This window comes from Staphylococcus sp. HMSC36A10, assembly GCF_001838845.1.
Lineage (GTDB): Bacteria > Bacillota > Bacilli > Staphylococcales > Staphylococcaceae > Staphylococcus > Staphylococcus aureus.
The window spans coordinates 41330-56820 of record NZ_KV839099.1 but is presented as its reverse complement, the minus strand read 5'-3'; the positions used below and the strand labels follow the sequence as shown (position 1 = coordinate 56820).

The 15491-nt window shown below is 32.7% G+C and carries 13 protein-coding genes; 5 read left to right on the top strand and 8 right to left on the bottom strand.

What is annotated here, in order from left to right:
- The first annotated feature begins 88 nt into the window (after positions 1–88).
- Both HMPREF3247_RS06255 and HMPREF3247_RS06250 read left to right on the top strand, forming a co-directional pair.
- A complete protein-coding gene (locus tag HMPREF3247_RS06255) occupies positions 89–2746 on the top strand; it encodes a sensor histidine kinase (RefSeq protein ID WP_064130050.1) in 2658 nt (885 codons plus the stop codon).
- On the top strand, positions 2746–3441 hold the full coding sequence (locus HMPREF3247_RS06250; protein ID WP_001190841.1) for a response regulator transcription factor: 696 nt from the start codon (positions 2746–2748) through the stop codon (positions 3439–3441). The genes HMPREF3247_RS06255 and HMPREF3247_RS06250 overlap by 1 nt, the downstream gene beginning before the upstream one ends.
- Positions 3442–3810: 369 nt before the next feature.
- On the opposite strand, the gene HMPREF3247_RS06245 is transcribed toward HMPREF3247_RS06250, so the two are convergent.
- The 3 genes from HMPREF3247_RS06245 to HMPREF3247_RS06235 form a co-directional block, all read right to left on the bottom strand.
- The gene (locus HMPREF3247_RS06245) at positions 3811–5331 is read right to left on the bottom strand and encodes a degradosome RNA helicase CshA (RefSeq protein WP_001178938.1); all 1521 of its coding nucleotides are present in this window, start codon (positions 5329–5331) and stop codon (positions 3811–3813) included.
- Between the two features lie 516 nt (positions 5332–5847).
- A complete protein-coding gene (gene murF / locus HMPREF3247_RS06240; protein ID WP_000611464.1) occupies positions 5848–7206 on the bottom strand; it encodes a UDP-N-acetylmuramoyl-tripeptide--D-alanyl-D-alanine ligase in 1359 nt (452 codons plus the stop codon).
- Between the two features lie 14 nt (positions 7207–7220).
- Positions 7221–8291 (bottom strand): D-alanine--D-alanine ligase, encoded by a 1071-nt coding sequence (locus HMPREF3247_RS06235; protein WP_000159631.1) that lies wholly within the window; start codon positions 8289–8291, stop codon positions 7221–7223.
- 317 nt (positions 8292–8608) lie between these two features.
- Here HMPREF3247_RS06235 and HMPREF3247_RS06230 point away from each other — a divergent pair, with 317 nt between their 5' ends.
- The gene (locus tag HMPREF3247_RS06230) at positions 8609–9811 is read left to right on the top strand and encodes an FtsW/RodA/SpoVE family cell cycle protein (RefSeq protein WP_001109939.1); all 1203 of its coding nucleotides are present in this window, start codon (positions 8609–8611) and stop codon (positions 9809–9811) included.
- Positions 9812–10074: 263 nt separating this feature from the next.
- On the opposite strand, the gene HMPREF3247_RS06225 is transcribed toward HMPREF3247_RS06230, so the two are convergent.
- The 3 genes from HMPREF3247_RS06225 to csoR form a co-directional block, all read right to left on the bottom strand.
- Positions 10075–10212, bottom strand: a complete 138-nt coding sequence (locus HMPREF3247_RS06225) for an Lmo0850 family protein (RefSeq protein ID WP_000828354.1) — start codon at positions 10210–10212, stop codon at positions 10075–10077.
- 127 nt (positions 10213–10339) lie between these two features.
- Positions 10340–10549 carry a putative copper chaperone CsoZ gene (locus tag HMPREF3247_RS06220; RefSeq protein WP_000581792.1) on the bottom strand — a complete coding sequence of 70 codons (210 nt, stop codon included), beginning with the start codon at positions 10547–10549 and terminating at the stop codon, positions 10340–10342.
- An 11-nt stretch (positions 10550–10560) separates the two neighbouring features.
- Positions 10561–10854, bottom strand: a complete 294-nt coding sequence (gene csoR, locus HMPREF3247_RS06215) for a copper-sensing transcriptional repressor CsoR (protein WP_000138932.1) — start codon at positions 10852–10854, stop codon at positions 10561–10563.
- A 165-nt stretch (positions 10855–11019) separates the two neighbouring features.
- On the opposite strand from csoR, the gene cls reads away from it, so the two are divergent.
- Both cls and HMPREF3247_RS06205 read left to right on the top strand, forming a co-directional pair.
- A complete protein-coding gene (gene cls / locus HMPREF3247_RS06210; protein ID WP_000571549.1) occupies positions 11020–12504 on the top strand; it encodes a cardiolipin synthase in 1485 nt (494 codons plus the stop codon).
- Between the two features lie 27 nt (positions 12505–12531).
- The gene (locus tag HMPREF3247_RS06205) at positions 12532–13179 is read left to right on the top strand and encodes an HD domain-containing protein (RefSeq protein ID WP_001187630.1); all 648 of its coding nucleotides are present in this window, start codon (positions 12532–12534) and stop codon (positions 13177–13179) included.
- 711 nt (positions 13180–13890) lie between these two features.
- On the opposite strand, the gene yidC is transcribed toward HMPREF3247_RS06205, so the two are convergent.
- Positions 13891–14763, bottom strand: coding sequence for a membrane protein insertase YidC (yidC, locus tag HMPREF3247_RS06195; protein WP_000725800.1), 873 nt, complete (start codon positions 14761–14763; stop codon positions 13891–13893).
- A gap of 85 nt (positions 14764–14848) precedes the next feature.
- Positions 14849–15490 carry a thiamine phosphate synthase gene (thiE, locus tag HMPREF3247_RS06190; RefSeq protein ID WP_000483156.1) on the bottom strand — a complete coding sequence of 214 codons (642 nt, stop codon included), beginning with the start codon at positions 15488–15490 and terminating at the stop codon, positions 14849–14851.
- Position 15491 lies beyond the last annotated feature (1 nt).

The following is a 15491-nucleotide window of genomic DNA, read 5'->3' as shown; positions in this document are numbered from 1 at the left end:
AAGAAATCATTAAGATGTGTATGCAGAAATAAATTTTATAGCATTTAATTGTGAAGAATATTATGATATTGCTATCGAGGTGAAGGTTATGTCAAACACTGAATCGCTAAACATAGGAAAAAAGCGTGGATTTTTAACAATTTACATCGGTTACAGTCCAGGTGTTGGTAAAACATTTGAGATGCTTTCAAATGCCATTGAACTATTTCAAAGTAACGTTGATATTAAAATAGGATATATTGAACCGCATCAGCGTGATGAAACAAATGCATTAGCTGAACAATTACCTAAAATCACAACCAATTTTACTAAACATGGTAGTCATCATTTTCAATATTTAGATGTCGACCGCATAATCGAAGAATCGCCGACAATAGTACTTATCGATGAGTTAGCACATACGAATATTTCTAGAGATCGTCATGAGAAACGATATATGGATATTGAAGAAATTTTAAATCATGGTATCGATGTTCATACCACTTTGAACATTCAACATATTGAAAGTTTAAGTAGTCAAATTGAACTGATGACCGGTGTACATGTTAAAGAACGTGTACCCGACTATTTCATAATGAGCGCCGATGTATTAGAAGTCGTAGATATCTCACCTGAACAATTAATTAAACGCTTAAAAGCTGGCAAGGTATATAAAAAGGATAGGCTAGATGTAGCATTTAGTAATTTCTTTACGTATGCCCACCTAAGCGAACTGCGTACATTGACGTTAAGAACAGTTGCCGACTTGATGAGTGATAAAGAAAAAGTCCGACACAATCATAAAACGTCACTCAAACCTCATATTGCTGTGGCAATTAGTGGGAGCATTTATAATGAAGCAGTAATTAAAGAGGCATTCCATATTGCTCAAAAAGAACATGCGAAATTCACTGCTATTTATATAGATGTATTCGAAAAAAACAGGCAATATAAAGATAGTCAAAAGCAAGTGCATCAACATCTCATGCTTGCAAAATCATTAGGAGCAAAAGTAAAAGTAGTTTATAGCCAAACCGTTGCATTAGGATTAGACGAATGGTGTAAAAATCAAGATGTAACCAAATTAATTATCGGACAACATATTAGAAATAAGTGGCGAGACTTTTTCAATACACCTTTAATTGACCATTTAATGTCCTTTGAACATAGCTATAAAGTCGAAATCGTTCCAATCAAACAAATACCTGTTGAATTGAAAATGAACAAATCACCCTATCGTCCTAAAGGCAAACGTTTCGCCATAGATATGTTAAAAATGATTTTGATTCAAATAATTTGTGTAATGATGGGACTGTGGATTTATCAACTTGATAAGCATGAGTCTAGTACGATTATTTTAATGATTTTTCTCATCGGCATCATTTTGTTATCCATTTGGACGCGATCCTTCATCATTGGCTTTTTAGCAGCAATTATTAACGTATTTGTTTTTAATTATTTTTTTACGGAACCTAGATATACATTTGAAGTATATCGCTTTGACTATCCTATTACATTTATCGTTAGCATTTTAACAAGTATTTTAACGAGTGCTTTATTAAAACAAATTAAATTCCAATACTCCATTACTAAAAAGCAACTTTATCGTACAGATTTATTATTTCAATTTAATGATTCGATTAAACAAACTTATACAGTTGAAAACTTACTAATAAATGCTGGATACCAAATTAATCAATTATTGCAACAATCAATTACTATATACGTTATCAATCAATCGAAAGTAATTAAAACAATACCATTGCAAAACCATATCGATAATACGACTCAACAGCATGAACAAGCATTAAGCTGGGTAATTAAAAATGAAAGACAAGCTGGTGCAACAACAGATACATTTCCAGGCATTAATAAATGGTTGATACCAATTGGCACATCTCCGATTAAAGGCATTCTATCCATTGATTACCAAAGTTCTCAAGTGATTAATCCATATGATGCATCAATATTAGAATCAATGTTAAATGAACTTTCTCTCGCCGTTGAAAATGTGACGTTACTTAAACAAACGAGAGAATCCATGTTACAGGCTGAACGTCAACTGACACATTCAAATTTTTTAAGATCAATTTCGCATGACATACGTACACCGTTAACAACAATTATGGGAAATTTAGATATTTTAGTATCACATAGTAAAGATATGTCTATCATAGAAAAGGAACAATTACTTGTGCATAGTTTTCAAGAAAGTCAGTATTTATATCTATTAGTGACAAATATTTTATCATTAACAAAATTACAGTCATCAAATGTTCAAATAAAATTGCAACCTTATCTTGTTAGTGAATTAGTAGAAGAAATCGATATGATTTTAGAACGTCGCCATTTAAAAAAGCGTATAACTGTATCATCCTCAGTAGATTTACAGTTTATACACATTGACAGTAAGTTGATTTTACAAGCTTTATTCAATTTGATTGAAAATGCAGTTAAACACACTTCTACTGACACCAAAATCAATTTATCTATTCGTTATGCTAGCGATGAACAAATCGAATTTGCCGTTATAGACGAAGGACCTGGAATTAGTTTAGAAGAACAACAAAAGATATTCGAGCCTTTTTACACAGGATCAAATAAATATTTTAAAGATAACCAAAAAGAAAGCATGGGACTAGGCTTATATTTAGTACAGACTATCCTACACAAACATCAATCAAACTTACAATATAAACCGAACCAACCACACGGCAGTATATTCTATTTCAATATAGATACAGACTTTAATGAAGGAGACATATAATGCAATCTAAAATATTGATAATTGAAGATGATCACGCAATCACACATTTACTTGATGTTGCATTAACTTTAGATTATTACAATGTAACTACAGCCGACAATGCCACACAAGCACACTTTAAAATTCAAATTGATAAACCAGATGTCATTTTATTAGATTTAGGTTTACCAGATAAAGATGGATTATGTTTGATTTCAGAAATCAGGCAACATACTGACATTCCTATCATTGTAATAAGTGCAAGACAAGAAGAACAAACAATTATTCAAGCTTTAGATAACGGTGCGAATGACTATATGACTAAACCTTTTAATGTTGATGAGCTTCGGGCACGAATACGAGTCATCGAGAGAATCGCTAAGTCACATCAAGAAACTAACATTGTATTTACTAACGGTTTGCTAAGCATCGACTTTGGCTCCAAATCTGTTGTTATTAATAATCAGGAGGTACATTTGACTCCAAATGAATTTAGCTTGTTAGAACTATTGTCAAATCATAAAGGAAAAGTACTCACTTATGAGATGATATTAAAACGAATATATGGCTATGTTAATAAGACTGAAATGCCTAGTTTAAGAGTGCATATGACATCATTAAGACAAAAACTTTCACAATGTCATGAGGACGCAAAAGATATTATTAAAACACATCCACGCATTGGTTATCAAATGTTGCAGTGGAAAGAGAAATAATTAAATAAAAAAGATCGCTGCCATTAAACGAATGATTGGCAGTGATCTTTTTTATATTCAACTTATTATTTATCGCGCACTAGCGTCAGCAAAAAGCCCTATTATTTTTTTACAAGAACATGATACTGAAATTTCATAAAGTTTATTTATGTTCGATTATTCTTAATTTAAAAATAGTTCTTTAAATTATATACTCACTACATTTGGTGGAGAACCATATTTACACAGAATGATATAACCGCATACAGATCTCAATCCAATTAAATATTTAACCTTTAAAACGTTAGTACTTTGATATCTACAGAGAATCAATTATTGAAAACAAAAAAGAGCTCAAGACATTACATCTTTAAGCTCTTAATCTATAAATTATTTTTGATGGTCAGCAAATGTGCGACCTTTCATAGGTCTGCTTCCACCGCTGCTCTTCTCTTTACGGTCGAATTTTTTTGTACTTTTCTTTTTACTTGAGTATCCTTTTGAACGTTTACTCTTACTGTCAAATTTAGGATTACCACGCTTACTATTTCTGTTACGAGAACCGCTTGGTTTACCATTACGGCCTTTGCGAGATAATGGTTTTTCAAAAGTTAATTGAACTTCAACTTCATCGTTCGCTTCTACTAACTCTTGTAAAAGTGCAGCAACTAAATCAACATCGTTATATTCATTTAACAACTCTGTAGAAATACGTTTCAAGCGTGATTCTGACTCTTTAGACATCCAGTTATCAACTTTTTCTTTGATGTCATCTTCACGTGCTTGAAGTACTTCTTTACGATGAGGTGGACGAAGTGCACTCATTTTTCTACCATTTGCATCTTCAATTTGTCTGATATAATCCATTTCGATTGGATTAACAAACGTTACAGCGATACCTTCTTTACCAGCACGACCCGTACGACCAATACGGTGAGTATAGCTTTCAGTATCTTGAGGTATATCAAAGTTATAAACATGACTCACACCAGAAATATCTAGTCCTCTTGCTGCTACATCAGTAGCGACTAAAATATTAATTTGGTCATTTTTAAATTTCTTTAATACTTCTAAACGTTTCGCTTGTGTAATATCACCATGTAAACCTTCAGCTTTATATCCTTTAGAAATCAAAGCACTTGTTAATTCATCAACACGACGTTTTGTACGTCCGAATACGATTGCTAATTCAGGTTGATGAACATCTAGGAAATTTGTAAATGTATCAAATTTCTCTAATTCTTTAACAATTGTATAGAATTCTTCGATTTGTGGATCAGACATTTCATTATTCATTGTCTTAATGATTTTTGGTGATTTCATAAATTGTTGTACTAAAGCTTGGATTGCTTTAGGCATTGTAGCTGAGAACAACATTGTTTGACGTTGTACTGCTGGAATTTTATCCATAATAAATCTCATATCATCGATGAATCCCATATTCATCATTTCATCAGCTTCATCTAAAATCAAAGTATGAATTCCGTCAGTTTTTAATGTGCGACGATTTAAATGGTCGATAACACGCCCAGGTGTTCCGACTACGATTTGTGGGCCTTTTTTCAAGGCTTTAATTTGGCGTTCGATAGGCATACCACCGAATACAGTAACAACTTGGACACCTTGTCCACGGCTAAATTCTCTTAATTGTTCAGCTACCTGCATTGCCAATTCTCTTGTAGGTGCTAAAATCAACGATTGAACCCCTTGTTTCCCTACTACTTTCTCAATTAAAGGAATACCGAATGCTCCTGTTTTACCTGTACCGGTTTGAGCTTGCCCAAGGATATCAATTCCTTGTAACGCATAAGGGATACTGTCTTTTTGGATAGGTGTCGGCTCTTTAAATCCCATTGATTCAAGTGACTGAACCGTATTATCCGAAATCCCTAGTTCTTTAAAATTTTGCAAAATAATTCTCCTTTTTACCTGTTTATTTCTCAATATACTTTTGCATATAAGTTCATTAATATTTCATCAACTTCTATATAGTACCACCAAAAAAATTTAATCGCAATAAAGCAATTTGCGAATATTTATTAGAATCACATTAATTGATTGTCATATTTTTGTCAAAAAGCTAGCATTAGATAAGATGTAAGCGTTACGCATCATTCGAATAATCATTATAAAAAATTTTTTATAAAATACGTATATCGTTAACATTCCACAACAAATTTTACTGAAACACATGTGAAATTAGACATTATAATACTACATCTTTTTGTAAAATATTATATAAACATTCAAACTACTTCCTATATAAAGTGTGTACATAGAATTAACCTTGATTTAGTTTCAAATTTATAGATTTAACATAAAAAGAAAAAGGCAATTTTGTATTTACACACAAAACCACCTCTTCTTTGTAATCTTTTAGTATTAATTCAAATCATTTTTATAAGTAAAAGGTCGCTCGACTAATCTCTATGAAATTAAAGCATTTACAACTTCTTCTAACTTCATACCACGTGATCCTTTAACTAATACACGGTCATGCGCTTTTAAATCGCTTGTTAAAACTTCTATCATATCGTCTTTAGAATTGAAGTGTTGTGCTTTTTCGACATGTTGCTGGCCCGAATCATAAATATACTTCGCTTCATTACCAAACGTATACAACACATCTATATGCTTTTCTTCTAAATAATTACCTACACCGATATGCATTTCTTTGCTATTTTCACCTAATTCTAAAACATCTCCTAAAATTAGAATGCGACGCCCTGTCAAAGTACCCAGTGTATCAATAGCTGCTCTCATACTTGTAGGACTTGCATTATAGGCATCATTTATCACAGTAATATCATTTTCTAATGTATGTTGCTCCATACGCATACCAGTTAAGCTGACATTTTTTAAATTTTGATAGATTGTGTTATATGTCAAACCTAATTCATGACCAACCGCAATGGCAATCGTCGCATTTTTCATATTATGCTTTCCTAATATTGGCAGATCGTAATGTTCTTTATTATTAATCGTAAATGAAATACCTGTAGTATCTCTATCATCAACAGAACAAACTAATGCATTATCAGTAGCAACACCAATACTAATACATTTTGCATTTTCAACTTCTTTAACATGTGGTTTCAATAATGGTTCATCGCCATCATATATAAACGTACCATTATCTTTTAGACCTATTGTAATTTCAGATTTAGCTTTAGCAATCCCCTCGCGCGAACCTAAATCTTGCATATGTGACTCACCAATATTAGTTATAACTGCAATATCTGGTTGAGCGAGGTTTGACAGAAATTCAATTTCATGGAAACCTGACATCCCCATCTCCAATATTGATATTTCAGTATCATTATCTAATTCCAAAATAGTTAAAGGTAAACCAATTTCATTATTGTAATTACCTTGCGTTTTCTTAACTTTAAATTCGGTATGCAATACACTTTCAATCATATCTTTAGTCGTTGTTTTACCATTAGACCCTGTGACGGCAATTACTTTAGGGTTTACATGTCTCAAGTAAGCTTGTGCCAATTGTTGTAATGCCGTTAATGTGTCTTCAACCCATATAATAGGCCCGCTTACATTTTCATCTATAGGTGTTCCTCTTTGATAAAAAGCAGCCCCAGCACCATCTTGTAATGCTTTAGAGACAAAGCGATGACCGTCAACATTTTCACCTTTAAATGGTATAAATAACATATTTTTAGAAATTGCTCGTGAATCAATTGTGACTCCATTTATCTCTTGATTTAAAAATTGATCTTCAATTTCACAAGGAATCCATGATTGAATTTGCTTTAATGTAACATTAATCATAATAACAACCTCAGTTAGTCAATTTTGTATTTATTTTTCTGTTTATCCTGGTGACGTTCTTTAGCAAGCTCGATAAGTTTTGTAATCAATTCTGGATAAGATAAGCCCATATTTTCCCATAACTTTGGATACATACTGAAAGCCGTAAATCCAGGCATTGCATTTGTTTCATTAATATATATTTGGTTGTCTTCTGTTACAAAGAAATCAGCACGGACTAAACCAGAACAATCTGTCGCTTTGAATGCCTCTAATGCCATATTTCTAAGCGTTAATTGAACATCTTCGTCTAAGTCAGCTGGAATTTGTAATTGAACCTTACCATCTTTATATTTTGATTTGTAATCGTAAAACGCGACATCTTTTACGACTTCACCTGGCCATGTCGCTTCAGGATAGTCATTTCCTAAAACTGCTACTTCAATTTCACGTGCGTTAACGCCTTGCTCAATAACAAGCTTACGGTCAAATTGGAATGCTTCTTTAATACCTTCTTTAAGTTCCGCTTCATTATTACATTTACTTATACCTACACTTGATCCTAAGTTAGCAGGTTTAACAAAGACTGGGTAATTTAATTTATCATTCACTAATTTTAAAATGTTATGTTCATATTTTTCATATTCAGAACGTAAGAAACTAATATAAGGTAACTGTGGTAACCCTCGATGTTCAAATAATTGTTTCATTACAAGTTTGTCCATAGAACTTGCAGCTGACAATACACCATTTCCTACATATGGTACATCCAAAACTTCAAAAAGCCCTTGAATCGTGCCATCTTCACCATTAGGACCATGTAATAATGGGAATACTGCATCGTATGGTTGTCCTGAACTACTTTCTTTCAATAGCTGTGAAATCTCAAGCGCCTCTCCATTTTCTAAATGAAGCTCATCAGTAGATTTAATTTCAGCTGTAATATTATTTTGCTTTCTCCAATCACCATCATTGGTAATATAAATGATATCAACATGATATTTGTCTTTATCTATTGCATTTAATACATTTTGTGCTGTCAGAATCGATACTTCGTGTTCTGCACTTTTCCCTCCAAAAACGATACAAATATTTTCTTTTGTCATTTCGTTTTCCTCCAATGATATATCAGGGTTTGCTACCTTAATATAAATTAATATTGATTTAGTCCTATTGTTAATTGATTTATTCGCATCTTTGAATCTTAATAGTATCACATTTTAATGCTATTTTGCATTTTAAAAACGAGGACTTATGTGTCTGTATCTATGTTGATTCATTTATAATCAGAACAATATTCCCTTCTATTTTATTCCTAATTCAAATTGAAATCTATAGCTGATATCACTGTGATATTCTAGCTAATTTTTAAAAAGTCATGTAAAATTGATATAAACATTAGTGAGTATAAAAGGAGTTTGCAATGAATTATTCATCTCGTCAACAGCCGGATAAGCATTGGCTTCGCAAAGTAGACTGGGTATTAGTAGCCACTATAGCTGTTTTAGCAATTTTCAGTGTTCTGCTTATTAACTCGGCAATGGGCGGTGGTCAATACAGTGCTAATTTCGGTATCAGACAAATTTTTTATTACATTTTAGGTGCAATTTTTGCAGGTATCATCATGTTTATTTCACCTAAAAAGATTAAACATTATACATATTTATTGTATTTCTTAATCTGTCTATTATTAATAGGCTTGCTCGTTATTCCTGAGTCACCTATTACACCTATTATCAATGGTGCCAAAAGTTGGTACACGTTTGGCCCTATCAGTATTCAGCCATCTGAATTCATGAAAATTATTTTAATTTTAGCATTAGCGCGTGTCGTTTCTAGACATAATCAATTCACATTCAATAAATCATTCCAAAGTGATTTGTTATTATTTTTCAAAATTATTGGTGTCTCGTTAGTACCAAGTATTTTAATATTACTGCAAAATGACCTAGGAACTACATTAGTATTAGCTGCTATTATTGCAGGTGTGATGTTAGTAAGTGGTATAACATGGCGTATCTTAGCACCTATCTTTATTACAGGTATTGTTGGTGCAATGACAGTCATTTTAGGTATTCTATATGCACCCGCATTAATTGAAAATTTATTAGGTGTCCAACTGTATCAAATGGGACGAATCAATTCATGGCTTGACCCCTATACATATAGTAGTGGTGATGGCTATCATTTAACTGAATCACTTAAAGCTATCGGTTCTGGACAGTTACTAGGTAAAGGATACAATCACGGTGAAGTTTATATACCTGAAAATCATACTGACTTTATCTTTTCAGTGATTGGGGAGGAACTTGGCTTTATCGGTTCTGTCATATTGATCTTAATATTTTTATTTTTAATCTTCCATCTAATAAGATTAGCTGCGAAAATTGAAGATCAATTTAACAAAATCTTTATCGTTGGTTTCGTCACTTTACTTGTGTTCCATATTTTACAAAATATTGGTATGACAATTCAGTTGTTACCAATCACTGGTATTCCATTACCATTTATTAGTTATGGTGGTAGTGCACTATGGAGTATGATGACTGGAATAGGTATAGTCTTATCAATTTATTATCATGAACCAAAACGATATGTCGATTTATACCATCCAAAAAGTAATTAATTTAAACTATTTTGAGTTTCAAATATCATAACTTTTCAAGATGACGTTATATAGTCTATTTACGTCGTCGATTTAAAATGTCATATATAGATATTACTCGATAATAACAATCCCTCTTTGAAGTACACATTGTAAAATGTACACTCTAAAGAGGGATTTTGTTATATAGTACTTGCTTTCATTTTAGTAAATCCAGTCAAAAAAGCTATCATCGAATAGTCCGACGATAGCTTTAACGGTGTGTGATTCACAATCACAGTCAATTATTTTAATTCGTGACTTACTTTATTAGATGCTGGCAAAGTATTAATAATGTCTAAACGAGATTTAGTTTTTTTAATATTCACACCTAATGATGACAATAGTTTGACTACATTTTGAATCTTTTCAGGACGTTTCATTATTATCACCTCGTTTGGATCGCTTTCAATATTATCTTACCCTATTCGACATACCTTTACTACATCATTTACAAAATTTTTAATTTATTTTCAAAATTAAAATCTATAGCGCACTCTACATTATACCCTAAAATACAATTTTGTATCCTTCATCATAGATTTCTTTTTCAATACTATTCAAATTTGCTGGTGTCTCATACGATACAGTTACTTGACCATCTATTATATTAATATTCACTTGATGAACACCTATCATATTTGAAATGCGTTCTGTCAATTGACTTACTTGTTCTTCTGTTTCAATTCCCGCTGTGTAAATCGTATTTTGATGTATCATCTTAAACTCCTTTAGTCTTTAATCAATTTTTGAAAAGTCACTAATAACTCTTCCATTGCCTCTTCCTGAGCACCTTGATTAACTTTATTCATAATACAACTTTTCATATGTTGTTCTAATAACTTTATCGCAACACTGTTTAACGCCGAACGTGTCGCTCTTATTTGCGTAAGGACATCATCACAATAGACATCTTCTTCAATCATGCGATTAATCGCTCTCACTTGTCCTTCAATTCGATTTAAACGTGATTTAAGATTCGTTTTTATTTGTTCAGAATGATGTGCATTATCTTGTTCAGTCATAGCATTCACTCCTTCATTTACATTCTTTACTATACTATATCCCATAAAACACAACGTCAACACAAAGTGTGTTTTTCAAACTAAATTGTCATGATATTTAAATTGCTTCATGATACAATTAATAAGATATACTACTCGTTTAAGATTTTCGATGGGAGGTTTCAAATGATAGAGTTATTATCCATTGCACTCAAACATTCTAATATTATTTTAAATTCAATATTTATTGGTGCATTTATTTTAAACTTATTATTCGCCTTTACCATTATTTTCATGGAAAGACGTTCTGCCAATTCTATCTGGGCTTGGTTACTAGTCTTAGTTTTCTTGCCTTTATTCGGCTTCATTTTATACTTACTATTAGGACGACAAATTCAACGTGACCAAATTTTCAAAATTGATAAGGAAGATAAAAAAGGATTAGAGTTAATCGTTGATGAGCAATTAGCTGCTTTAAAAAATGAAAACTTTTCAAATTCCAATTATCAAATTGTAAAATTTAAAGAAATGATTCAAATGTTGTTATATAATAACGCAGCATTTTTAACAACAGACAACGATTTAAAAATATACACAGACGGCCAAGAAAAATTTGATGACTTAATACAAGACATCCGTAATGCTACTGATTATATTCATTTTCAGTACTATATTATTCAAAATGATGAATTAGGTCGTACCATTTTAAATGAACTTGGTAAAAAAGCGGAACAAGGTGTAGAAGTTAAAATTCTTTATGATGACATGGGTTCTCGTGGACTGCGTAAAAAAGGCTTACGCCCGTTTCGCAATAAAGGCGGACATGCTGAAGCATTTTTCCCATCAAAATTACCTTTAATTAACTTGCGTATGAACAATCGAAACCATCGAAAAATTGTTGTAATAGATGGGCAAATTGGATATGTTGGTGGTTTTAATGTTGGTGATGAGTACTTAGGTAAATCAAAAAAATTCGGCTATTGGCGAGATACGCATTTACGAATTGTCGGGGATGCAGTGAATGCATTGCAATTACGATTTATTCTAGATTGGAATTCACAAGCCACACGTGACCACATCTCCTATGATGATCGTTATTTCCCAGATGTAAATTCTGGTGGAACAATTGGCGTTCAAATAGCTTCTAGTGGTCCTGACGAAGAATGGGAACAGATTAAATACGGTTATTTGAAAATGATTTCATCTGCTAAAAAATCGATTTATATTCAATCTCCCTATTTCATACCTGATCAAGCCTTTTTAGATTCTATTAAAATTGCGGCATTAGGTGGTGTTGATGTCAATATCATGATTCCTAATAAACCTGACCATCCGTTTGTTTTTTGGGCTACTTTAAAAAATGCAGCATCCTTATTAGATGCCGGTGTTAAAGTATTTCACTACGACAATGGCTTTTTACACTCAAAAACACTTGTTATAGATGATGAAATTGCAAGTGTGGGAACAGCTAATATGGACCATCGCAGTTTCACATTGAATTTCGAAGTCAACGCTTTTATTTATGACCAACAAATTGCCAAAAAATTAAAACAAGCTTTTATAGATGATTTAGCAGTATCTTCTGAATTAACAAAAGCACGTTATGCTAAGCGAAGTCTTTGGATTAAATTTAAAGAAGGTATTTCACAATTATTGTCACCTATCTTATAAAATAGAAATATGAGGAGTGTAACTTTAATGCAACAATCAGACGTCATTAGTGCTGCCAAAAAATATATGGAATCTATTCATCAAAATGATTATACAGGCCATGATATTGCGCATGTATATCGTGTCACTGCTTTAGCTAAATCAATCGCTGAAAATGAAGGTGTTAATGATACTTTAGTCATTGAACTCGCATGTTTGCTTCATGATACCGTTGACGAAAAAGTTGTAGATGCTAACAAACAATATGTTGAATTGAAGTCATTTTTATCTTCTTTATCACTATCAACCGAAGATCAAGAGCACATTTTATTTATTATTAATAATATGAGCTATCGCAATGGCAAAAATGATCATGTCACTTTATCTTTAGAAGGTCAAATTGTCAGGGATGCAGATCGTCTTGATGCTATAGGCGCTATAGGTGTTGCACGAACATTTCAATTTGCAGGACACTTTGGTGAACCAATGTGGACAGAACATATGTCACTAGATAAGATTAATGATGATTTAGTTGAACAGTTGCCACCATCTGCAATTAAGCATTTCTTTGAAAAATTACTTAAGTTAGAATCTTTAATGCATACAGATACGGCGAAGATGATTGCTAAAGAACGTCACGACTTTATGATGATGTACTTGAAACAGTTTTTTACGGAATGGAATTATCACGACTAGACATTGAAGTTGTAGTATGATGATGCGATGTAATGGCGTGTTGTTGTGGAAGCTTGGTGTCATGCCGTTACTTTGATGTGTTGTTGTGGGAGCTTGGTGTTGATGCCATGCTACTTTGATGTGCTGGTACCACGATGCGTCTTGATGTAGTGCTATGATGTGGCATTGCGCTGTTATGGTGTTATAGACAGGTTTGGTGTTGATGCCATGTTACTTTGATGTGCTGGTGCCACGATGCGTCTTGATGTAGTGCTATGATGTGGCGTTGCGCTGTTATGGTGTTATAGCCAGGTTTGGTGTTGATGCCATGCCGTTACGATTCTATGATATGTTGTTGGGACGTTGCAATGTGTATTATGCCGTTGTGACGTTATTATTTCACACTGTTACATGTATTAGTGAATTGCTGTGGAAATTTGCGACATATACTGCTACACTGATGAATCATTGTGTCAAGATGACATTGCAATGAAGAATGGCAACTCTGTTGTTAACCACTTTTTACATGCTGAAATCTCGTTAATATTATTTCAAATAAAAACAGCAGTAGGATGACTTTCACATTTGAAATCATCTTACTGCTGATTCTATTTATCACATATTGTATAATGTGACACTAAGTTTCGCTATTGAAGCGAAAAATAATGTGCGCCCTATAAAGTTAAAATTATCTTCAACTTTTAGGGTGCACATTATTTGGACTTGCTAAGGTTATTTCTTTTTCTTTTTAGACACTACTTGTGTGTTTTTGCCTTTTTTATTGTTGCCGCCGTTGTGCTCTCTTTCATACGCTTCAATGAAAGGTTGTACTTCTTTTTTAGCGACTTTTTCATAATAAATGTTCGCAAAGTGTGTTTGAACTACAAGGAACGCCGCACTGACTGACCAGTACAAACCAAGTGCTGATGCTGAGCTTAATGAAATCCAGATAATCATAATTGGTGAAATGACCATCATCATGTAACCCATTTGACGTTGTTCGTCTGGCATCGTTTTACTTGATACATATGCTTGGATAAAGTATAAAACACCGGCAATAATTGTAATCCAAATATCAGGACGTCCTAAATCGAACCATAAGAAGTGTGGATATTTAAACAAACCATCTACAAGTTGGTCTTTAAGTACAAAGTATAATCCCATGATGATTGGCAATTGGATTAGCATTGGTAAACAACCCAACATACTCTTAATCGGGTTCATGTCATACTTTTTATATACTTGCATTAATTCTTGGTTTGCAGCCATTTTTTCTTCTTGTGTACGCGCACGTTTCACTTTTTCTTGAATTTTTTCAACTTCTGGCTTTGCAACTTTCATTTTTTGACGCATCATATGACTATTTTTATAGTTTGACAACATGAATGGTAATAAAATAATACGAATTACCAATACAAGGATAATAATAGCTAAACCATAATTGTCGTTTAATAAGTTATTTCCCAACCAATCCAATACATTTTTCATTGGATCTACGAATGTATTGTAGAAAAACCCACTACGTTTTTCAGGTTTAGAATAGTCACAACCAGCCAAAAAGACCATAATACCTAAAAATAATGGTAGTAACGCTTTTTTCTTCATTTTTCCACCTCTATCATTATATTCACATAGGATTTATTCTATCACATTAATGAGTACGTATGAAACAATAAGTGGAAAAATTTAACTAATTATTAAAAAAATCTTTGAATCGATTAACAGTCTTTTCAATATTTTCACTTTTAGAAATGGCTGAAATGACTGAAATTCCATTGGCACCTGCTTCTACAATTGGCGCCACATTATTAGTATTGATACCGCCAATAGCTACAATCGGTAGTTGCGGATTCATTTCTTTAAACGTTGCAATCATTTTTGGACCTACTGGTATATGTGCGTCATGCTTCGACGGCGTAGGATAGATTGGTCCAACACCTATATAATCAACATGAGTTAAATCAGATTTTGCATACTCATCTAAATCACTAATACTAAGTCCAATAATTTTATCAGTGAAATATTGTGCTATCTCTTTGACTTTCGCATCATCTTGACCGACATGTATACCATCCGCGTTAATTTCTTTTGCCAAGGATACATCATCATTAACGATAAAAGGCACATCATATTGATGACAGAGATGCTGTAATTCTTTAGCTAATACAAGTTTATCGTTTCCTTTTAAAGCTGATTCACCCTTTTCTCGAAATTGGAAAAGTGTAATCCCTGCCTTTAATGCTGCTTCTAATACTTCATGAATAGTTCGATGACTCGGAACATCGGAGGTCCCACAAATAAAATACACATTTAGATACGATTGGTTAAACATA